This is a genomic window from Spirosoma fluviale, assembly GCF_900230225.1.
Lineage (GTDB): Bacteria > Bacteroidota > Bacteroidia > Cytophagales > Spirosomataceae > Spirosoma > Spirosoma fluviale.
The window spans coordinates 12,730-34,288 of sequence record NZ_OCNH01000004.1 but is presented as its reverse complement, the minus strand read 5'-3'; the positions used below and the strand labels follow the sequence as shown (position 1 = coordinate 34,288).

Annotated in this window: 20 protein-coding genes; 8 read left to right on the top strand and 12 right to left on the bottom strand. The window is 51.5% G+C overall.

The window, feature by feature from the left end; genetic code table 11:
- Nucleotides 1-559 precede the first annotated feature (559 nt).
- The 3 genes from CRO74_RS21470 to CRO74_RS21460 all read left to right on the top strand — a co-directional run bounded on the left by CRO74_RS21470 (nucleotide 560) and on the right by CRO74_RS21460 (nucleotide 3,443).
- Nucleotides 560-1,390, top strand: a complete 831-nt coding sequence (locus tag CRO74_RS21470) for an alpha/beta hydrolase (protein ID WP_097128793.1) — start codon at nucleotides 560-562, stop codon at nucleotides 1,388-1,390.
- A gap of 47 nt (nucleotides 1,391-1,437) precedes the next feature.
- Entirely contained in the window at nucleotides 1,438-2,865 is a 1,428-nt protein-coding gene (locus CRO74_RS21465) for a GDSL-type esterase/lipase family protein (protein WP_097128792.1), read from the top strand.
- A 176-nt stretch (nucleotides 2,866-3,041) separates the two neighbouring features.
- Entirely contained in the window at nucleotides 3,042-3,443 is a 402-nt protein-coding gene (locus tag CRO74_RS21460; RefSeq protein ID WP_097128790.1) for a hypothetical protein, read from the top strand.
- A 67-nt stretch (nucleotides 3,444-3,510) separates the two neighbouring features.
- Here the strand turns inward: CRO74_RS21460 and CRO74_RS21455 are convergent, their stop codons facing one another.
- The 4 genes from CRO74_RS21455 to CRO74_RS21440 all read right to left on the bottom strand — a co-directional run bounded on the left by CRO74_RS21455 (nucleotide 3,511) and on the right by CRO74_RS21440 (nucleotide 12,462).
- Nucleotides 3,511-8,088, bottom strand: a complete 4,578-nt coding sequence (locus CRO74_RS21455) for a nitric oxide synthase oxygenase (RefSeq protein ID WP_097128788.1) — start codon at nucleotides 8,086-8,088, stop codon at nucleotides 3,511-3,513.
- Between the two features lie 290 nt (nucleotides 8,089-8,378).
- Entirely contained in the window at nucleotides 8,379-9,065 is a 687-nt protein-coding gene (locus tag CRO74_RS21450; protein WP_097128786.1) for a LytR/AlgR family response regulator transcription factor, read from the bottom strand.
- On the bottom strand, nucleotides 9,062-11,920 hold the full coding sequence (locus tag CRO74_RS21445; RefSeq protein ID WP_097128784.1) for a PAS domain-containing hybrid sensor histidine kinase/response regulator: 2,859 nt from the start codon (nucleotides 11,918-11,920) through the stop codon (nucleotides 9,062-9,064). The genes CRO74_RS21450 and CRO74_RS21445 overlap by 4 nt, the downstream gene beginning before the upstream one ends.
- A 2-nt stretch (nucleotides 11,921-11,922) precedes the next feature.
- Entirely contained in the window at nucleotides 11,923-12,462 is a 540-nt protein-coding gene (locus CRO74_RS21440; protein WP_097128782.1) for a heme NO-binding domain-containing protein, read from the bottom strand.
- 258 nt (nucleotides 12,463-12,720) lie between these two features.
- On the opposite strand from CRO74_RS21440, the gene CRO74_RS21435 reads away from it, so the two are divergent.
- Nucleotides 12,721-13,278 carry an RNA polymerase sigma factor gene (locus CRO74_RS21435; RefSeq protein WP_097128781.1) on the top strand — a complete coding sequence of 186 codons (558 nt, stop codon included), beginning with the start codon at nucleotides 12,721-12,723 and terminating at the stop codon, nucleotides 13,276-13,278.
- Nucleotides 13,279-13,429: 151 nt separating this feature from the next.
- Here CRO74_RS21435 and CRO74_RS21430 read toward each other — a convergent pair whose 3' ends face one another.
- Complete coding sequence (locus CRO74_RS21430; protein WP_097128779.1) at nucleotides 13,430-13,909, bottom strand: hypothetical protein; 480 nt, start codon at nucleotides 13,907-13,909, stop codon at nucleotides 13,430-13,432.
- Between the two features lie 187 nt (nucleotides 13,910-14,096).
- Nucleotides 14,097-14,663, bottom strand: a complete 567-nt coding sequence (locus tag CRO74_RS21425; RefSeq protein WP_097128777.1) for a hypothetical protein — start codon at nucleotides 14,661-14,663, stop codon at nucleotides 14,097-14,099.
- A gap of 182 nt (nucleotides 14,664-14,845) precedes the next feature.
- On the opposite strand from CRO74_RS21425, the gene CRO74_RS21420 reads away from it, so the two are divergent.
- Genes CRO74_RS21420 through CRO74_RS21410 form a run of 3 tightly spaced genes read left to right on the top strand, consistent with a single transcriptional unit; the run spans nucleotide 14,846 to nucleotide 17,848 of the window.
- Nucleotides 14,846-15,685, top strand: coding sequence for an SDR family NAD(P)-dependent oxidoreductase (locus tag CRO74_RS21420; protein ID WP_097128775.1), 840 nt, complete (start codon nucleotides 14,846-14,848; stop codon nucleotides 15,683-15,685).
- A 23-nt stretch (nucleotides 15,686-15,708) separates the two neighbouring features.
- Nucleotides 15,709-16,554 carry an MBL fold metallo-hydrolase gene (locus tag CRO74_RS21415; protein ID WP_097128774.1) on the top strand — a complete coding sequence of 282 codons (846 nt, stop codon included), beginning with the start codon at nucleotides 15,709-15,711 and terminating at the stop codon, nucleotides 16,552-16,554.
- A 43-nt stretch (nucleotides 16,555-16,597) separates the two neighbouring features.
- Nucleotides 16,598-17,848 carry an FG-GAP repeat domain-containing protein gene (locus CRO74_RS21410; RefSeq protein ID WP_097128772.1) on the top strand — a complete coding sequence of 417 codons (1,251 nt, stop codon included), beginning with the start codon at nucleotides 16,598-16,600 and terminating at the stop codon, nucleotides 17,846-17,848.
- A gap of 78 nt (nucleotides 17,849-17,926) precedes the next feature.
- Here the strand turns inward: CRO74_RS21410 and CRO74_RS21405 are convergent, their stop codons facing one another.
- The 6 genes from CRO74_RS21405 to CRO74_RS21380 all read right to left on the bottom strand — a co-directional run bounded on the left by CRO74_RS21405 (nucleotide 17,927) and on the right by CRO74_RS21380 (nucleotide 20,753).
- Complete coding sequence (locus tag CRO74_RS21405; protein ID WP_097128771.1) at nucleotides 17,927-18,280, bottom strand: hypothetical protein; 354 nt, start codon at nucleotides 18,278-18,280, stop codon at nucleotides 17,927-17,929.
- A gap of 1 nt (nucleotide 18,281) precedes the next feature.
- Complete coding sequence (locus tag CRO74_RS21400; protein ID WP_097128769.1) at nucleotides 18,282-18,632, bottom strand: hypothetical protein; 351 nt, start codon at nucleotides 18,630-18,632, stop codon at nucleotides 18,282-18,284.
- Between the two features lie 52 nt (nucleotides 18,633-18,684).
- A complete protein-coding gene (locus tag CRO74_RS21395; protein ID WP_097128767.1) occupies nucleotides 18,685-19,038 on the bottom strand; it encodes a hypothetical protein in 354 nt (117 codons plus the stop codon).
- A gap of 114 nt (nucleotides 19,039-19,152) precedes the next feature.
- Nucleotides 19,153-19,494, bottom strand: a complete 342-nt coding sequence (locus CRO74_RS21390; protein WP_097128765.1) for a hypothetical protein — start codon at nucleotides 19,492-19,494, stop codon at nucleotides 19,153-19,155.
- A gap of 149 nt (nucleotides 19,495-19,643) precedes the next feature.
- Nucleotides 19,644-20,360: a hypothetical protein gene (locus tag CRO74_RS21385; protein WP_144035961.1), complete on the bottom strand. Its 717-nt coding sequence runs from the start codon at nucleotides 20,358-20,360 to the stop codon at nucleotides 19,644-19,646.
- An 18-nt stretch (nucleotides 20,361-20,378) separates the two neighbouring features.
- Entirely contained in the window at nucleotides 20,379-20,753 is a 375-nt protein-coding gene (locus CRO74_RS21380) for a hypothetical protein (protein ID WP_097128761.1), read from the bottom strand.
- Between the two features lie 145 nt (nucleotides 20,754-20,898).
- Between CRO74_RS21380 and arfB the strand changes: the two genes are divergently transcribed.
- Nucleotides 20,899-21,300, top strand: a complete 402-nt coding sequence (arfB, locus tag CRO74_RS21375) for an alternative ribosome rescue aminoacyl-tRNA hydrolase ArfB (protein WP_097128759.1) — start codon at nucleotides 20,899-20,901, stop codon at nucleotides 21,298-21,300.
- Nucleotides 21,301-21,559 lie beyond the last annotated feature (259 nt).

Here is a 21,559-nt window from a genome sequence, read left to right as displayed (position 1 = left end):
CAACGTTACGCAGATTCCGGATACAAAAAAAGCAGCCCTCACAGGCTGCTTTCATATATAGGGTCTACTGCCTGTCATCAGGTATTCAATATGATTTGGGCTGCTTTTCGTTGCGATGAAGGGGCTTTCCTTTTTGCCTTGAGCCGGTCGGCAGCCGCGCAGGGTTAGTTTAAATTATTCGTATACCGGTTAAACGGCTGGACCCGACCTCCTGTTGGGAGAAAATGATTTTCTGGAGTTGAGTCCGCAAAACCAATGATTTTTTGTGGTGAGAGCGAAAAAAATTAACGCATTTTGATCACTGGTGTCCGCTTCTGTTGCATCCAGAATAACAACACCAAATGCATGATCCTGTTTGAGTAATGCTGGGTTTGTCAATTCACATACCCAGACCAGTTTGGGTAAAGCGGCTTTAATGATAAGTTCTTTAATATTGATGCTTAGCAACGAGTCGTTTAGCAGGTGCTTAGTCCCGCCAGCGTTAGTAGAGAAGCTTTTAACATTCCTTAAGAGTATTTTAGCGTAATATTGGCGCTGTATTTATTTCCTGTTTACCCTCATGCAATCCTTGCGTACCTTTTTCCTGGCTGGCCTGCTGGCCTTCGTTCATTTTTCTGTTCAGGCGGCTACCGTAGATACCGTCGCCACGTATAGCGCATCCATGAAAAAGACCATTAAAGCAGTGGTCATTACGCCCGATTCGTATTCTGCCGGGCAGGCGTTTCCGGTGGTGTACCTGCTGCATGGCTATAGCGGTAACTACAGCGACTGGGTTAAAAAAGTACCCAATATTGGTCGTGAGGCCGATCTGCACAAGGTCATTATCGTTTGCCCGGACGGGAATTTCGGCAGTTGGTACTTCGATAGTCCCGCCGATCCGTCGTTCAAATACGAAACCTACGTGGCCGATGAACTGGTGAACTGGGTCGACGGGCATTACAAAACCATCAAAAACCGGTCGGGCCGCGCCATTACGGGCCTGAGCATGGGCGGTCACGGGGCACTGTATCTGGCGTTCCAGCACCAGTTGGTTTTTGGAGCCGCCGGGAGCATGAGTGGCGGGGTCGACATTCGGCCTTTTCCCAACAACTGGGATATGGCCAAACGATTAGGTACCTACGCGCAGTTTCCGGAGCGATGGGAACAGAACACGGTCATCAATATGCTGCATCTGCTCACACCGGGGGCGCTGTCGCTGATTGTCGACTGCGGCACCGAGGATTTTTTCTTTCGGGTCAACAACAACCTTCACGACAAATTACTGGAGCGGAACATCGCCCACGACTACATTACCCGCCCCGGTGGCCATAACTGGAACTACTGGACCAATGCCGTAACTTACCAGATGCTGTTCATGCGGCAGTACTTCGACCGGGCAAAACCGAATTAAGACAACCCGTCGCCCGGGTTTGCGGATACCACCTAACCAATGACTTTATGAAACGCTCTCTCCCGTACCTGTTGCTGGTAGTACCTTATCTGCTGTTACCCGCAGTTGTTCAGGGGCAGAGCAAGGTGCGGATCGCGTGCGTGGGCAACAGCATTACCTTCGGGCATGGGTTACCCAATCGGACGCAGAATTCGTATCCCGGCCAATTGCAGAAACTCCTGGGTGACAGGTACGAGGTGATGAATTTTGGGGTGAGTTCCAAAACGGTCATTCGTAGTGTCGACAATGCCTACACAACCACCTCAGCCTACCGGGAAGCACTGGCCAGCAAACCCGATCTGGTGTTTATAAAGCTGGGTACCAACGATAGCCGGTTGCCCTACCGGCTGAAAATTGACGAATTTATTCCGGATTACCGGCAGTTGATTCAGTCCTTTAAATCACTGCCAACACACCCGCGTATTGTCCTGTTGCTGCCCGTAGCTTCGTTTCTGACGGATACCACCCGCCAAACGGAACAGGCGATTTCGTCGCTGATCATTCCCCGAATTCGACAGGTTGCGTTTGAGGAAAAATGTGCGTTGATCGACTTACATGCTTTGACCATTGATCACCCCGATTATTTTCCCGACAAGCTGCACCCCGATTCACTGGGTGCCTCGGTCATTGCCCGACGACTCCATGAAGCGGTGACCAGCGAGGAAGTAAAGGGATTTGATTTCTTCGCGGCAATACCTCAACCGGCATCGATTTCGTCATTCTACGGGTACGACTGCGCTGATTTTACCCTCGCCGGACGGGCCTGTAAAGTGGTTAAACCCCGGTTTGCCGCTAACGGCTTGCCCTGGATATGGCGGGCCCGTTTCTGGGGCCACGAACCCCAGACGGATATTGCCCTGCTCGATCGTGGTTTCCACCTGGTGTATTGTGATGTAGCCGAACTGTTTGGCAACGCTCAGGCTGTTGCCGCCTGGAATACATTTTATCGCTTCGCGACAAAAGCTGGTCTGGCACCTAAAGTAGCCTTGGAAGGCCTGAGTCGCGGGGGAGTTTATAGCTATAACTGGGCTGCTGAAAACCCCGAAAAAGTTGCCTGTATTTATGCCGATGCGCCAGTGCTGGATTTGAAAAGCTGGCCCGGCGGGAAGGGGAAAGGCAAGGGTAGTCCCGCCGATTGGGTTATTTTTAAAAATGATTACGGGCTGATTTCCGAAGAACAGGCTCTGGCGTTTGCCGGCAACCCAATGGATAAAGTGGCCGAAATCGTAAAGGGCGGCTACCCCATGCTGCACGTAGTGGGCGATGCTGATGATGTTGTTCCGGTCGATGAAAATACCGCACCTTTCGAACAGAAGGTAAAAGCGCTGGGTGGTCAAATTCAGGTGATTCACAAACCCGGTATCGGGCACCACCCGCACAGCCTGCCCAATCCAGCACCAATCGTCGATTTTATTCTGAAAGCAACAAAGCCGTGAAGGGGTATTTTATAGCTTCGCGCTTACCCGGACGTGGGCGTCCAGGCTACGCTACTTCAGTAACTGAATAGAATACTTTAGCCAAAAACGGTGTTACTATAGCAGGCGTACGAAAAGCGTTCGGCCGAACGATGCGTAAAAGATGCTATTCTGGTAGCCGTGCGCCTGTAAAACCAATGAAGACCGAACTAATCTACGAACTAGTGGCAACGGCCATGCAGGAGCTTATTACCGAACCCTGGACGATAGCCGAACTCAATATCCGTTACCTGGCATCGAGCCACGAAGCCGAATGCGATGGGACGTACCTCGACGCGTCCGGCGAAGCGCAGGTGTTGTCGACCGACTTCCCCGATGAGGTACTTGAAGCACTTCCCTTTCTCTTCGTTAACCGGACTAACGACGGAAACCCGCCGACGAATAGCGTGCAGATGACTGTTTCGGCGCAGGGGCGGTTTGCCGTCGATTACGAATGGGATCAGGAGATAGAAGATGAAGATGAGCATTTCTCGAAGGGCGGAACCGTAAAAGAGTGGCTGAAGATCCGCCAGGAGAAGTATGGCTATACGCCCGAATAAACTACGTTCATATTAGTACCCCACGACCTGACCCTGGTAAACCAGCCCGGCCGTGGGGACAATGACTCTACACAGACACTCGTTCCAGCCAGCGTTCTCCCTGAGTGTATTTTGCTTCCTGAAGCTCGGCGAGGGAGTTGCGTACGTTGATTAGTACACCCCATACATCCATTACAAATCGGTTTTCGGCCTGCATTTGTCGGAAGAAGTTGACCGCTTCGGCGTGCGACAGGCCACCCGTGGTTTTGGCAATGGTCATCAGCACCTCAAAGACGTCGTCGGCCATCTGGCCATCGCCACAGATGTAGTAATGGCAATCGGGTTGCGACAGTACATCCCATAAGTCTTTACTGCGCTGCCCGATGAGGTCCTGCACGTAAATTTTTTCGTCGTCGAGCCGCGAGAAGGCGACGTCCAGGTGGGTGAGTACCCCCGCTTCGTGCCAGGTTTCGAGTTCCTGCTGGTATAGGTAATCATTTAAGTTACGACAGCCGAAGAACAGGCGGGCGTGACCAATATGGGCGGGTAATGGGGTAATGGTATCGTCTCCGTTATGCTGTTCGTAGCTGGCTTCGTGCATGGCCCGAAGCTGCACTTCCCGATGCTGTAAGAACCCCACAAGGGGGGATAAACCCGTACCTGCCCCCACCATGAGCATGGGCGCCTGTGGGAGCAATGGCGGACGGAAACCCGACGAACGGATGGCTATTCGGACGGTATCGCCCTGCACGGGGTCCAGTTGGGCTAAATAATTGGAACACAAACCGGTAACGTTCTTGCCCGCATCGGTCGTGATCTGAACGACACCAACAGTCAGGTGAATTTCGGTCGGATGCACCAGCGAACAGGAAGAAATGGAATACAGGCGCGGTTTTTGCCGGGGCAGTACGTCGAGTAACTGGCCGAACGATAATCGGGCTGATGGGAAATCATCCAGCAAATCCGTAACCGTCAGAAAGGTGTCGGTGATGTATTTTTTTAAGGCAGTAACGGCCTCGTTATCCTCCTGTGTGTGGTTGAGTACCTCCAGCCACGATTCGAGCCGGTTTTTCTCGACGGGGGAAGTTGCTGTTTTTAGCAGTACCCTGAGTAGGTCATCGAGCGGCTCATGCACGGTAAGGTCGACATCTTCGGTAAGCACCTGCCACACCCGCACCGGCTTTGTATACACATGATTTCCCTGAATCACTCCCTTATTTTCGTTAACCGGCGGAGTTATGAACCAGGCATCGGCATCAATATTCAGCCGATCAATGATCCGGTGAACAAAAGCGGGCGGATTGTGCGGATATATTGCTACATGGTCGCCGGTTTCGTAGGTGGTCCCTACGGCGCTGATGTCGAGGGCGATAAATCGGGTTGACCGGCTGCCAACGATAACTTCTTTCAATAACTCGCGGTTGGCGAGCACCGGAACGGTGTAGCCGGGTTGTTGTTTAACCCGGTCTTCATGGGCTGTTGCGGGTACCTGATCCGGTGCTATAAAGGTTACCTTCAGGGCTGGGTCAGCCGAGGCAGACAGGTCTGTGCTGGTTGGGTCTTCGCCCAGTAAACGGGCAACAAGGTCGAGCCATTGCCGGAAGGTATTGGCCTGCCCTTTAATTTCATCGCCTTTGTGCATCATGATCACCCGGTTGCCGCCTATACGGGCCAACTCCCGATCAAGGGCGGTGCCTGCCGCGCAGAAATGGGGGTAAACAGTACTACCCAGCGCCATGACGGAAAAGCTTACGTCACGGCACATGCCCTGGGGCAAGGCCTGAATTCGGGCGTAAAATTTCTGGGCATTGCCCGGCAAATGCCCTTCTCTGAAAGTGGAGGTAATGACCAGCAACAGATCTTCCTGAGGTAGTTGCTCCACATCGTACTCATCGAGGGCCATCACCCGTGGCTGGAAGCGGTTCAGCCGACGGGCTGTTCGATGGGCAAAATGTTCGGCAGTTCCGGTTTCTGAGCCGTAGAGGATCAGCACACGGCGCGGTCGATGCGCCGGAGCACTGGCCCGGTCGGGGCGGTGCGTGTGGCTCGACCGATTTACGGCCAATACGTCCGTTTCCAGTGCTTCATTTACACCCGTCGCTTCGTCGTTAAGAACAACCCAGCGGTCGGCCGCGTAATGATAGGAAGGGCTGAGGTAGAAGTCGCGCATTTCGTGATGCCAGACCGGCGTTACGCTCCCGCCCGCCGATGGCACTACCCACGACCACTGGGCGGGGCACTCGCGACCGGCCCGTTTTTCGCGCTGGTCGTGGGTCAGAAACTGGCGGGCCGCCGTCTGGTGATCGACCAGAGTTACTTTCGCTTTGGAGAACGAGTGCAGTACCGCCACGTTCAGTTCCAGAAAAGCCCGGTCGCGCCAGAGGGTTTGTTCGCTGGAGGTATCCAGGCCAAGGGCTTTGGCAATGGACTCTGCTTTTTCGTACCGACCCTCTTCCCATAAGTTGCGGGCGATTTCAGTTTCCATGAACCAGCCATTGAAGGGAATGCAGCCGTACTGAATCCCGCCAATGTCCATTCGGAAGTTGGCAATGGCAGGAATGGCACACCATTTCATGTCCAGCGAGTTCAGGGCTGGGTAGTTGGGGTGCTCAATGGGTACCTTCAGTACATCGTCGTCGCTGAACTGATACATCCGGGGGGACTGGCCGGGCACATCGATCACAAGGGGCAGGGTGTCGTAGGCTGTCTTCTCGGTGGGGGGTACCCACCCCTGCCGAAGGAGGGTTTTGGTCAGGCTGACATTGGCTTTGTCGCCGAGTACGGTCCCGTCGGCCTGCTCATAGCCCGCAAAGCGGATGTACTGGCTGTTCCAGATGCGTGGTCCCCAGCGCTCCATTGGTTTTTTGGGGCGGAACACATTCATCACAATCTGGAGATTGCCGCCGTTGGTAGCCATGCGCAGATGTTCGGCACATTCGCGAAACATCTCGTCGGGATCGGTAACGTGACGCAGGTCGCGGACGATCATGTTACGCCACGAAATCCGCCCGATGCATTTGGAGGCATTCCGCCAGGCGAGCTGGGCACCGTAGGCCAGTTCTTCGTAGGTATGCGTATAACTCCCGGTGGCGAGAATTTCCCGCTTGATTTCTTCCCACCGTCGTTCATAATCGACCGTATCCCAGGTGAGTTCAGCACTGATCTGGTCTATGTACTCTTTTGCCTGCGTCAGTATCCGTTGCTGGTTGATCATCGGCTGGCGCAGTACGTTGGTCACCCGGTTCAGGAGAATTACCCAGGCATGTTCCTGCTCCGTGCTGAAACCGGGCACGTGTTTGCGCATAACCGTGAGCAGTGGTTCAACCAGTTTGGGATAGGCATCGGGTGGTACCGAGAAGTTGGTGTGGATCTGGCTCAGCTCGCGTAACTCCTTCGTAATGTCGACCCCACTGGCCAGCGACCGTACCAGAAAACCAACGGCCTGCATCAAATGCTCCGTCAGGCTATCGATGTCGGTTCGGTTAAAGTAAGGAATGATGTCGGGATGTGTTTGGAAGAGCGCGTGGTAGAAGTCTGTTCCAATAACGCGGGCGTCTGCCGATAGCTGGTCGCCAACCTGACGCATCAGGCGGATCATGTCGGGTGTAAGAGCCTCTGTATACTGCCGGGTTGCATTCAGCGCGGGGATGAGGATGGCTCCGGTAAAAAAACGGTACATGGCCGAGCCGTTGCCTTTGTTAAGGTTTTCCCGGTCATAATCTTCCAGATGCGGTACCTGATTTAGAACCCAGACCCATACCCGGCGGGCAGTAAGCCAGTGATTCGGCCGCATACCCAGGTCGGCGAGAAGAGCTACATACTCGTCTACCGATATATAGCCCTCCGGGGGCTTTGGGTACGTGCCCCGGTAGCTTTCGCGCAGAATTTGCTCCGTATGGGGCATAAGCTGCCGAACGCTCACATCGAAAAGGCTGGCAAAGTAGGTAGGCACCAGGTCAATGGCGTCGCCAAAGTGGTTGATGAGTTCCGGCTCTTCGTGCAGCAGACGCTCCACGAAGAGTTCGATGAGCATATCCTGATAAGCCAGAAATTTATTCCAATTGTCTTTCACGAGCACCTGCTCGGGTGCCGTTAGCAGAACAGGGTGTATTGATTCATCGGGCTTACCGGGTAGTGAGGGTTCAGGGCCTACCGGCGGAGCAGTGGGTGTTTTGTGGGCAAAGAATGGGCAACCTGTTACCGAAGGCTGATCTATATCGTTTGTTGAATGCATGAATGAAATCCCGACGCGGTCGTCAGCCTGCTCTTTAGTGAGTCGGATGCGCACCTGCATGTGAGGAGCTTCATCCCAGCCCCGCAAAGGTAAGTATGTATCGGTACTACTTTGGTCATTGGCGGGTGTAGGCAGTGGAATTACTACCGGAGCAATGGTTTGCCAATGCTGATCATTTTCATGCCGGTATTGAAGGCTTAACAGAAGGTCGCTATACCCCTGAAGGTGGCCATTGACAAGCCATTCGGGTTTGCGCCTTGTTTGTAGGTACTGTTCGCCTAAAGTCGTTCCGGCTGCATTTTGTGCCTGAATCCTTCCGCGATACGAATAGCCGTTCTCGGGGTATCCCGTGGCAACTACCTCCGTGATCCGGATCGTGCGTAATGGGTCAGAAATAGAGTCTTTGAGGTAATTGTTGATAGAGGCTGCCACAATAGTTATGAACGGCTTTAAGTATCCGGTATAGTAGGAGTTAGAATAACGTGTTGGATAAAAGAGGCTCGACTTTCGCCTGTATGTATAGTTTATTGGATAATTTATTGAGTTTATCTTATTTACGATAAAATCATTATGATAAATATAGAGTTAATTTAAATCTACGAAATATAAATTAAGTAAAAGGGAAAAAATTGACTGGTAAACGTATGGATTGGTGAGTGTACAGGGATCAAAAAGCGTTCGTTATGTAAATGAAAATCTCAATTTACGTAGTCTGGATGCGTCTAAAGCAGATTGAGTCGATTCATTAATTCGGGCTTGTTTGCACGGCTAATAGGAATGACCTTGTTGTTGATAACCAATGTATTATCCTGGATATCCACGATCTTGTCGAGGTGAACAATATACGAGCGGTGTACACGCAGAAACTGTATCCCCAGTTTCTCTTCCAGGTATTTCATGGTCGTGTATACAATGTGGGTTTGCGTCACGGTAAAAATCTTGACGTAGTCACCTATGTTTTCAATGTACGTAATGCTCTCGAAGGGCAACCGAATGTAACGCCCGTCTGTTTTGATGTAGATCTCTTTACGTGCATCCGTCGCTTTAGACCGTGCGTTCAGTTCCATCACTTTCTCAACTGCCAGGTTAAATCGGGGCAGGGTGAGTGGTTTCTTCAGGTAGTCTGTTACATTATACTGAAAAGCTTCGAAGGCATACTCTATTTTGCCAGTTGTCAGAATAACGTAGGGAATAGACGGAAGCTGCTCTAACAAATCAAAACCTGAGAGGCCGGGCATTTCAACGTCCAGCCAGATCAAATCGACCGTCTGGAGCGCCAGGTAGTCCAGTGCGCTTCTTGCATTATCAAATATGCCTAATACGTGCAGTGCGTGATGCTGTTCGCAAAGGCGCTGAAGCGCTTTGCGAGACATTGCCTCATCTTCCACGATTATACAACTGAGCCTCATAGCTGGGAAAGCATTTGTAATTCTGTTTCCAGAATGGGTAACATTTTATCCAGTTCATCAACGAAGGTGCGGCAGTCCACCTCAAGCCCGCTTTTATCGGCATCCTGCCGGGCTCTTTTCTCCAGCTGGCGCATTTTCTCTTCCAGGGTCGAGAGTCCTACCATGGCCAGGGTTGGTTTCAGCCGGTGCGCGGCATTGGCCAAAACGGCCCAGTCCTGTGTAGTGCATAAGTGCGGCAGCGTGCGTATGTCGGGCACAACATCGCTCAAAAAGAGGGAGAACATCTCCGATGCATAGGCGGCATCCGTACCATAAAGGTCAGACAGGCGTTTTCGGTCCAGGGCTTTATTGAACAGCAGACAGCCTTCACTATCAATAGCTGCGGCCGGGGCAAAACGCTGTAAAATGGAAAGAAGCTGGGCTGGCTCAAACGGTTTGGTCAGGAAGTCGCTCATGCCGGCTTCCATCGCTATGCTCTTGTGATCGAGCATGGCCGATGCCGTGAGCGCAATAATAGGGGCATGTTGATTGGGATTCTGCGTACTGCGAATGGCAACCGTAGCTTCGTAGCCATTCATGATGGGCATCTGAATATCCATCAAAACAATATCGAATGGCTGCTTTTTGGCCTGTTCAACCGCCTGCTTTCCATCCGAAGCCATTATGTAAGGTACATTCCATTTATTCAGTAAGCTGCCAATGTAAGTCTGGTTCATGAGGTTATCTTCAACAACCAGTACGGAGCAGGTTTTTAGCTCCTCTGCCATAACAAGCTGCTTGTCGACATTGTTTTTCGGTTCAACCTGGACTTTCGATTTAGTATAGGGGATAACGAAAGTAAAGGTGCTGCCAACGCCTTCCTGACTTTTTACCGATATGTTTCCCCCCTGAAGTTCAACAAGCTCTTTAGTAATGGCCAGTCCCAGCCCTGTCCCTTTATGTTTATACCCTTGAGGATTAACCTGCTTGAACTTCTGAAAGACGAGGTCAACTTTATCGGCCGGAATCCCCACGCCCGTGTCCGATACGATAAATTCAATCCAGCTTTTATCGTCTTCCTCTTTTTTAACTTTGCCAATAATCTGGATCTGACCCTCCTCCGTAAATTTCTCGGCGTTGCCAACCAGATTCATCATGATCTGATTCAGCATCACATCATCGCCAATAAACGTGTTGGTAATACGGGTATCCAGTAGAATATCAATCGAAATAGGCCGCCCCTGGAGCTTCATTTCAAATACCTTCTGGGTACTCCTGAGCAGACCCGCCAAATCGAATGGCCGGGCATGAATTTCAATGCGGCCAGCTTCTATTTTGGTCATATCCAGCAAATCGGAGATGAGGCTGTGCAAAAAGTCGGCGGAGGTTTTCAGAATATTGATGTACTCGCGTTGCTGGGCGGTAGGCTGGGTGTCGTACAACAGGTGCGACATGCCGATGATGGCATTGAGCGGGGTTCGGATTTCGTGGCTCATGTTGGCAAAGAACTGTTTCTCGGCCTGCTGCGCTTCTTCGGCGTACTGTTTGGCGCGGGCCAGCTCGTGTTCCAGCTGTTTGCGCTCGTTCATGTCGTAATGAATGCCCATAGAGCCTACTACCGTACCGTGTTCGTCCAGTATAGGTACGCCACTAACCAGCACCCAGATGCGGCTGCCATCCTTTTTGACCAGTTGCAGTTCGTATGAACCGGCAATGCCCTGCTGCCGTTCCTGCTGCTGCCGTTCAACGATTTCCACAAACTCGGCCGGTACCAGAAGATCAGTGGCATTTTTACCCACCATTTCGTCCTCCGAATAGCCCAGCATTTGGCAGCATCGTTCATAAGCCCGAACAATAATCTGGTCGTTATCAACCTCAAAAAGGCCCAGCTCCATGTTGTTCATGATGCCCCGGTACTTTTCTTCACTGCGTCGGATAAGCTCACGGGCCATGTACTTCTCCGTTACATCGGTGTAGCGCCATAGATGCCCCATGTACTGGTTGGCATCCAGGAAGATTGGGATGTAGTCGAGTTCCAGGATACGGCCACTGACCATACTGATTTCTTCGCCAACACAAGCCTCCCGGCTTAGGAGCAGTTCGTTCATCCGGTCTGTGAAACATTCCGGATGAACAAAGAGCGGTTTTACCTGCTGGCGGGTCTCCATGCCGTCATGCCCAATGAGTTGATCGGGCGAAAGCGGCAGTTGAAAAATATCGCAGAAGAGCTGGTTGGCCAGAATAACCCGCCCATACTCGTCCTCTACCATCACGCCCGACTGTAGGTTGGTGATCAGGGTAGACAGCCGGGTTTGGGTGGTCTCCAGTTCAATCTCGGCGAGCTTCCGGTCCGAAATGTCTCTGGCTACCGCTACCAGTTCCTGGATCTGACCATTGGCCTCGATCAGCCGTACCGTCTGCCCGATCCAGACGGTACGGCCATCTTTGGCTACTACCGGAAATTCATTATACGTACTGTCCTGCCGTTCGGACATCATAGTCCGATAAAAGTTGATGAGCCTTTTCCGGTAGCCCAATTGAACAACGGAGGTAAAGTGACTGCTCAGAAACTCCTCCTCCGTATAGCCCAGCAGTTTCTCGACAACGGGGCTAACAAACGTAAAGAAACCCTCGGGCGAGATTTTGTAAATTATATCCTGAACCGATTCGATAAGCTGGCGATAGCGTTGCTCGCTCTCGCGGAGTTCGGCCAGTTTGTCCCGAATCTGTTGCTCCAGGTTTTCATTCAGGTGCAATAGCTGTTCGTTGGCGTTGTAAAGTGCCAGTGCTTTCTTCTCCAGGATGGCTTCTGCCTGTAGACGGGCCGTTTTTTCGCGAACAAGTTTCCTTCTTAGCAGGTCAATGTCTTCCTCCATAATTACACCTTCACAATGTCAAATAAAACCTGACTCCCGTCTTCGACAAGATTTGTTTTAACGATTGTTGCTGTTTCGCCAAAGTTTGCCAAACAGCCTTCAATCAGCCCATGCGCGAAATCAGACAGCTTGCGCTCCGATGTATAGAGCATACGAAGGTGGTTCGACGAGGGTTGATCAATAGTAAAGTGGGGGAGCTCCGCATCCGGATAAAGTTTTCGAACTTCAACATGAATGTAATGCTGTACCGAATTGAGCAACTCGAACGCTGAACTGGCCCGGTCAACAAACGGGCGATAACTTCTGGTAAATGCCGAAAACATATACTGACCATAGGAACGTAACAGGTCCGCTTCGGCAATATTCGTCTTCTCACTCAGAATTCTGACCAGGGTACCCATTTCGGCGTGGTCGTAGGTCCCGATTGCTGTGTATATCCCGCCAGATGGGAGATCGCTTTCATCAAGTAGTTGGTCAACCAATGCATAACCGAACTTATCTTCGATCATTTCTAAAAATTCGGTGAAAACGATTCCTTTCATTAAATAAAAGAGGAGAAAATAGTAAGTAAGAAGATATATAAATATATTATAAGTGGTTTTACTATGCAATATAGTAACAATTTCTCTAGACAAAAGATATTATCTGTAACTTGATATTACTAATATAGTGAATAGTCTACCAAACTGGGGGTGAAATTGTTATTTTATCGAAAAATAGTACTTTATGTTGTATTGTTAACAAATTTTGGTGATATAAACGGTGCGTTTGTTCCTGAACTACATAAATCTAACCGGATCATGAAAATTACGCTGAGCGATGAAGAGATTATAAGGCAACATATACAATCAAGTGCGGCCGGTTGCTACGAAAGTCTTTACAGGCGATACCAAAAAAAGGTCTATAAGCAATGTTTGGCAATGACAAAGAACCCGGAACAGGCACAGGACTTTACCCATGATGTATTTATTCGGGTTTTTGTATCGCTGGACGGCTTCCAGGGGCGCTCAAGTTTTGCCACCTGGTTAACGAGTGTTGTTTACTATTACTGCCTCGATCAACTGAAGCGCGCCAAACGATTGGCAACAATAGCGTTGGATGAAGGCATTGATTATTATTATACAGGCATGGACGATTCAGAAAAAACGGATTATCAATTGCAGCAGCTTTCCAATGTACTCCGGGCTATTAGACCAAAAGATGCCCTGATGCTGAAACTGAAGTATGAGGATGGTTTACCCGTGAGCCAGATCAGTCTACAACTAAATCTGAAGGAAAGTGCCGTAAAGATGCGTCTGAAACGTTCCCGCAATAAGGTCAGAGAGTTGTGCCGAACACCATTATATTGTATGTATTAGCCGTTGCAGAGCCTATATTGAAGAAACCCAGTGTGCCCTTCTTCATCTGCTTGACTGGCAGTTGAGAGGTTTATCCAGTAATGAGTTTACCATAAAAAAGAGGCCATTCGTGAGAACGGCCTCTTTTTTATAGAATGACTTATCGTGAGGATTACTCGCCGAACAATTGATGCCAGACGCCTTTTGCTTTTTCTTTTGCCTCTTCGATCTGAACCGCTGCTTCTGCCTTTAACTGATCCAGTTTAACCTGAGCTGCTTCCAGCTGAACGGCCGCTTCTGCTTTTAATTCGTCAAATTTATCCTCGGCAACATCCGACAATTCATCTGCTTTGGCAGAAGCAGCAGCAAACGCTGTTTCTGCCTGCGCCTGCAGGTTCGACAGATTTTCGGCGGTAGATACCTTAGCCGCTTCGAAATGCTCGGTCGCTTTTGCCTTTAAGCCATCAACGTCGATGTCTTTTCCGAAGGCCTGCGCCTGAGCAACCAGTTTATCCTTTAGTTCGTCGAGTTGGGTACCAACGGCATCCAGGTGTTGGCCCGCTTCTGCTTTAAAGGCTTCTAATTTTTCGGCCGCTGTTGCTTTAGCCGCCTGTACGTCTTCTGCCGCTCTGGGCTTTTCGTTGTTTTCCATGAGATTGTCTTGTGGGATTTTACCAGGAAGCGATTCATTCAAACAGCTTCTAAAGGGCTAAAGATGAGCAGAAACCGGGGCAGAAGCAAAAATAAACGTAGGAAAGGAGAGCCCGGCGGGAGGGAGGGAGAAAGGAGGGACGAAAGGGGCGTAAGAACACCTGTTCCTGTTCGCGTTGCCTGCTCCGTTAGCCAATCCTGCGTATGATCAGGCTGTTTACCAACTCGAAAAGTCCGGCCGGTTTAAGCGTTCGCCAGTTGGCAATGTCGAGGGTTCCACCAAAGTTAATGTAATAGTCGAGGTGGTATTTTTTCCATTCCCGCTCAATGAATTCCGGCGAATGAATGGCCGCAATCCAGCCGTCTTCCACATCGTCAAACCATTCTTCGTAGTAGCTGTCATCCGACCCGTGAAAATTGAGGATGTTCTCACTGATGAGAATGAAGTACTTGATGCCCTCGTGCACAAGTGGGTCGATTACCTGGCGCTTCAGGTACATAATGTCGTTGTGGAGCGTGTCGTTCCACTCGCCAAACAGTTCGATCACCACGAACTGGCGGTCGTAGTTGGCGAATAAAATCTTGCAATACAGTGTTTCTGAGCCTATTTCATCCCATAACGGATGGATGTAATAGCCGTAGATATCATTGTCATACTGCTGCATGTTATACTCCCGTTCGTGAAACGGAGACCGCTCGTCTTCCGATGCGGTATAGTATTTCTCCCAGCCGTAGAAAGGTTCTATGTCCTGCATGAGTGAAGTTAAAGAGTGAGCCTTTCGCTCTTTTTTACTTGCATAACGCCAATTTTCCCGCGTTTGTTGACGACGGTGTAAGTAAGTTTTTTCGGCGGGCGGTTGATGCTACAGCGCTTTTTTCATCAGACAGAAATGACCGAATCCGCCAATCGATTCGCCATTCCGTGTAGCTTTACCGGATGAAACCTGTCAGTAAACATATTCTGATTACCGGTGTCTCAACCGGCATTGGCTACGGTGCCGCCAGGCACTTTATTAAGCGTGGCTACACCGTTTTCGGCAGCGTGCGAACGCAACCCGATGCCGACCGGCTGCAGGTTGAGCTGGGTGAACGGTTTGTGCCGCTTCTCTTCGACGTAACCAATGCCGATGCTGTGACTGAAGCGGCCCGTTCTCTCACCGAACGGCTGGCGGGGAGTGGTCTGGGCGGGCTCATTAACAACGCCGGAATTGCCATTGGTGGCCCGTTGCAACATCAGCCAATGGACACCATCCGGCAGCATTTTGAGGTGAACGTACTGGGGCTTATTCAGGTAACGCAGGCATTTTTACCCTTGCTGGGTGCCCGGAACGATCACCCCGTTCAGCCGGGCCGGGTTCAGAACATCAGCTCGGTAAACGGGCAGGTGGCTATTCCGTTCATGGGTGCGTATGTGGGTTCAAAACACGCCGTGGAAGGCATCTCGCACAGCCTGCGTCGGGAGGTAAGGCTGTTTGGTGTCAAGGTGATCATCGTAGGCCCGGGGGCGGTTAAAACACCCATCTGGGGTAAAGGAACCGACATGAGCCTCTATGCCGACACGCCCTATTACCCCGCTATGAAACGATTTCTGAAGCAGGTAGAAGCCGCCGAAAATCGGGGCTTTTCTATTGACTACCTGGGCGAGCGTATCGTGGATATTCACGAAACCCCCCGTCCGCGTATTCGCTATGCGCTGGTGCCCGGCAAACTTGTGGGCTGGATTATTCCCCGCCTGCTGCCTGCCCGAGTACTTGACTGGGTACTTGCCCGGATTTGAACGTTGTTAGATCGATACTATTTATGCTTAAACCTGCTTTTCAAAAAGACAATGTCCTGCTCGCCGATATGGAATCGGCTACAAGTCAGTCTGATACACTGCACATCTGGTGGCTAGGCCAGAGTGGTTTCCTGCTCCGGCACAACGATAACCAACTGTTGTTCGACCCCTATCTGTCCGACTCGCTATCCCGCAAATATGCCGATACCGATAAGCCGCATGTCCGAATTTCTGAACTCGTCATTGAGCCCGGTCGGCTGAAGGGGGTCGACGTGGTAACCTCCAGCCACAACCATACCGACCACCTTGATACCGAAACCCTGCTCCCTCTTATAGCCGCTAATCCAGGACTGGCCTTCGTCATTCCCGAAGCGAATCGGGCGTTCATTGCCGACCGGCTTAAAACCAGCCCGGACTGGCCCATTGGTATGAACGACGGGCAAACGGTTAGCGTTGGACCGTTTGTGTTTCATGGTGTTCCAGCGGCCCATAACGAACTCGAACGAGATGCCGAAGGGCGCTGCAAGTTCATGGGCTTCGTGGTGGAACTCGGTGGGTATCGGGTGTATCATTCCGGCGACACACTCTGGTACGACGGAATGGAAGAGGTGTTGCGCCCGTTTCAGGTCGATGTGGCGTTTCTGCCCATCAATGGCAATAAACCCGAACGGCGCGTGGCGGGCAACCTCAACCCCGATGAAGCCGCCCGGCTCGGGCGCGACATTGGGGCCAAACTGGTTATTCCGCATCACTACGACTTATTTGAATTCAACACCGCCGACCCAGCCGATTTTGTAAATGCCTGTGAACAGTACGGGACGACGTACCGTGTTATGCAACTGGGCGAACGAATCAGTCTGTCCCGGTAGAACCTTTGTTTACCCGACTTTGTCAGGCATACCCCTAACCGCTATGAAAAACGCCCTGTTTCTGTGCTTGCTGACGGCTTCACCTATGATGGCCCAAACGGACACACCACCAGCCAATGCGCTGAAGTTTTCCATTGAAGTTGTTGATAATCAAATTAATATTGGCTACGGGCTGGCTATTGGAGATGTTGACGGCGATCGGCTTCCCGATATTCTGCTGGCCGACCAGAAAGAGTTTGTGTGGTACAAGAATCCCGGGCGCCCGGCTCAGGGCACTAAAGCGGATGGCTGGAAACGGTACGTCATGGCGGCTAATCTGACCCCGCAGGATAATGTGTGTATTGCCGCCCGCGATCTGGACGGCGATGGGCGTGTGGAAGTAGCCGTTGGCGCTGGCTGGAACCCCGCCGAAACCAGCGACAGCACCAAATCCGGAGCCGTTTTTTACCTCGTGCGTCCGCAGGACCCCACCCAGCGCTGGGAACCCGTTCGACTGCCGCACGAAGTGACCACCCACCGCATGCGCTGGGCCAGAGTGGGCAAGAGTAGTTACCAGTTAATTGTGGTGCCTCTGCACGGCCTGGGCAACAAAAACGGCGAAGGCCGGGGCGTCCGAATCTGGGGCTATGAGTTCCCGAAAGACCCGCGTGGTGCCTGGAAACGGCATGTGGTCGACTCAACCATGCACCTCACGCACAACGTTGAGATTTGGGAAGACGGCGACAACGGGTCATCTACGGGTTTGATCGTGGCGAGTAAAGAGGGCGGGAATATTTTCCAGTGGCGTCGAAAAAAATGGCGGGCAGTCGATAGTGAATCCGCCAACAATGCCCTGCCGCTGCTAACCAAAGATGTGGCCGGTATCGGCGAAATAAGGCGGCTGGATAACGGAAAAAGCATCGCTACCATTCAACCCATGCACGGCAATCTGCTACAGGTAGAAACCGGAAATTATTCGACGAAAAAGGTAAAAGATAAAGAAGCGAATAAGGAGATCAGCGTTCTGAGCGACATGTTTAGTCAGGGACACGCGCTTGTGTCCGGCGATTTTCTGGGCATTGGCAGCGACCAGATCGTGGCGGGCTGGCGAAATCCCAATGCCGACAAAAAAGTGGGTATTCGCCTGTTTAAACCGCAGGAGCGGGGAAGCGTGGCGGGGTATCCACTGGACGACAGCGTACGGATGGCCTGCGAGGACCTGCAAGCCGCCGACCTCGACGGTGACGGCGACCTGGACCTGATTGCCTCCGGCCGGGCCACGCTGAATGTGCTGATCTACTGGAATAACCGCTGAGTTGTAGTACCGACCGTCCCGGTCGGGCGAGAAAACTTGAGTTCACACCCGACCGGGACGGTCGGTACTACATTCAGTCTACTCTTTATTTCCGATCTGACCCGCCAATGCACGCAAACCAGAGGAAAGGGCTTCGAGCCGAGTGCTCATATCGCCTTCCGGCCCCATCATGGTGCTGAACTGCGTCGTGTGGGTAGCCAGTGTTTCCAGCAGGCCAACCAACTCCCCGGTATTGATCTGATCACTCTTCAACTGCGTCTTTAGCTGTTCAAGCGTGCTGGCAATGTCTTTAGCGTTCTCTGCCTGATTGAGTTCGGCAAGCCACTGGTCAATAACACCCGTACCACTTTGTGGGGTTGTGCTGGTCGGGTCACCCTCTACAACGGTCATTGTCGAGTCGAGCAGTGCCGAGGATTCTTCGTGCGTAAACATATCAGAACTGGTTGGAAAAGTTGCGTAGCGCGTGGGCTAACTGCGTGAGTTGATGGGATGTGACACCATCAACGACTGGCTCCTGCGCCAGTGTTGCGGTATGGCTGGCCATATTGAGCAATAGGTGTCGGATCATTTCCAGATCATAATCGCCCGTTTTCAGGTGGTCGCGAAGGGCAGTAATTTCGGCCATAATACGCTCGGCACCCACGTCGCCGGGTAGTGCATTTAGCCAGCCTTCGAGTAAAAGGATACCTCGTTCGGGTGAAAGCGTGGTGAGATTACCTTCGCCAAATGCGCCGAGGGTATCCGTGAGCATTCGGTGCTCCAGTGTTGTCCCTGTTCCTTCCATAACATTGTAATGAAAAAAGCTTCTGCCTGATATTTACCAGGCAGAAGCCAGATTATTGATTGGTACTAAATTTTCTCAGGATTTTCGACAGGCTTACCAAACCGCCCGTCCAGGTACCTTCAGAGGTTGGGGCCTCTGCTATAACCTGTGCCTGATCGGCAAGGCTACCCAGTAGTTGCCGGACGTATGATTCATCGGGTTGAGATGCCTGCAAAGCCGCCCGAAGTTCGTTCAGCGTACTCTTCAGCTGGTCGATGTTCGAATCGCCCTCCAGCGCCTGGAGCCATCCGTCAAGGAGCATAACCCCCTGCGTGGCCGAAATGGGTGACTGGCTGTCATTGTTGTCCCGAAACGCTTTGAGGGTATCATTGAGCATACCCTCCTCTAAAATATTTGATCCGAGCATATTGGTTTTGGTTATTCGTTACCGGTTACTAGTTATTGCGTTGCTGGTTATTGGGTTGGACAATGATTTAATAACTGATAACCCAATAGCTAAGAACAACTAGCCAGTAACCAATTAAAGGCCGGCCAGTGTGCGTAGCGTAAAGGCTACATCATCCAGTTTGCCTTCGGTTTGTTCCTGTACGTTGCGGCTTTGGGCCACCAGCGCGGTGTTGTCGGCCAGATTAAGGAGCAGGCCCTTTACACGGTCGGCGTCGGGTTCGTCGAGGGTTAGCTCATCCCGCAGTTCCTTTAAGTCGGCTTCAATAAGCTGGGTCGCTGTGTTTCCCTCAATGACCCGCAGCCAGTTATTAATAAGGTCGATACCGTCCTGTGGCGAGGCCAGAACGGTGTTGTTATCGTCGGTAAGGTTGTTCGTTCGCTCAAACAAGCGCTGATCCAATGCGTGAGAAGGCATAGTTCGTTCAGGTTAGCAACAGTCCGGCCCGTATCGTCATCCGATTTAGTGCCTGATCTGTCAGTGGTTTGTTGTCTTCAAATAACCCCGTCCGGGGCGCTTTGTTTAAGTTGACCTGGGTAATCTGAACCAGTGACGGGTGTTTCCGTTTAGTACTGCGACCGCCCTCCCGACTGGCTGTAATCGGTGTCGCCAGCTCCACCCGAAACGCCCATGCCAGCCATCCGGCCGCCGGTATCGCTTCGGGAGTCCTGCGAAGCTGTCGAATTATCGCCGGGGCCAACTCGGGAGCTTCCCTTGTCGTCGGTTTCGTCGGGTGTGCGTGTGGGTTCCGAAGCGTCGTCGCTGGTTGCCGCATCCTCCATTATCACCGTAGGGCCGCTGCTGACGGTGCCGCCGTTGCGCTCGGTCAGGTCATCGGCCGATGGATCAAAACCAGAAATCCCCGCCCCGCTATGTGTCGATTCGCCCCCAACCGTGCTGGTCATGGGGGCCTGCTCGCCAGACGTATTTCGTCTTGCTTTGCCCGTCAATTGCTGGCTGAATCCCTGCAGAGCTTCCGAGAGGAAGGTTAGTTTGGGCTTACTGTCTTCATCGGCGCTGCCGATCGTTTGCTTTGTCTCGTTGGACAGGGCCTTTAAAATACGCTCTACGTGGTCGCCGTTGGGATTTCCGCTCTGGAGTTCAGCCTTTAGGTTGCCCAAAGCGTCAACGAGGGGTGACGTTGCGGACCCCTCCGATTGTAGAAAGTTGAGCCAGCTGTCGATGAGCGAAATGCCATCCGTGGGCGATATTGCCGCCGTTTCGCCATTAAAGGCCTTAGTGGTCAGGCCAATTAAGTTTGCTGCGTGTTGATCCATTGCCATACGATGTCGAGTTTAGGGTTAGCTGATTTGACTGGCTGCCTGCCGATGAAGATTTTCGAGTACGGCAATTAATTGGGACAGTTCCTCCTGCTCCGCACTCGATTCGGGCGTGGCCGCTACGGCCCGGGTTTGCTCAATCAATTCCTGTAGTAGTGATGCAATGCGCTGGTTGTCGATTCGGTTGTACCGTTGGGCGGTGTCAATTTCCGGGCGTAACCGTTCGAGGGTTTCGGCGATGTCGTCAGTGATTTCGTCGCCCGCTTCTTCCAGTCGGTTCAGCCATTTGTCAATGATCGACAGACCGTCTGATGCGGTTGTTTCATCGATGTTTCCGTCGAAGGTATTTACCGTCTCCTCGACTAGTGAAATCTGGTTCTGGTCTTTTGCAATCATGATTCAGTTTGTTGTTTTGTTGTTGATGTTGTTGTAGGGACAAGGCATGCCTTGTCTCTACCTTGGGAACTAACCCGCGCGTTCGGCGATTGTTCGCCAGATGGGCACATAGTTATGTTCAGCTCTCCGGTTAATTTGATCAGATATGAATGCCAGTCGTTTACAGCCCGAATTACAGTATCAGTTTGCCCGGAGTGGGGGAGCGGGTGGGCAAAACGTCAATAAAGTAGCCACCAAGGCTGAACTCCGTTTCGATGTTCGCAACTCGCAGGTGCTCTCCGAAGAAGAACGGGCCGTTCTGGAAGAAAAACTAGCCAACAAACTGACGACAGAGGGCGAACTGGTCCTGACGCACCAGACCGAGCGCACCCAGTTGGCCAATAAAGAGAAGGTAACGAAGAAGTTTTACCGGCTCATCGAAAAGGCTTTCGAGAAACCCAAGCCCCGCAAAGCTACCAAACCATCAAAAGCCGCCGTGGAGGAGCGAATTACCAAAAAGAAGCAGAAGGGCGATGTGAAGGAGAAGCGGAGGAAAGTCGATTACTAGACTGGGTCGTTTGCCGAGTAATACGCCTGGTTTACGAATAGGGCTATCCGAAATAAGCTAACGGCTTTACGCTCAGGGAGGTTTTCCTGAGTAGGCACATGCTGCCAATAATACATGCAATTCTCGATAGACTATTAGGTAATTAATTGATAGTCAAATTTTTAATTTTTTTCTTGCAAAAGAAATCTGACTAATACACCTTTGCCTATCAATTAACAATTCTAATTCTTTGCCGGACCTCTTACGCTTTGTTTTGATG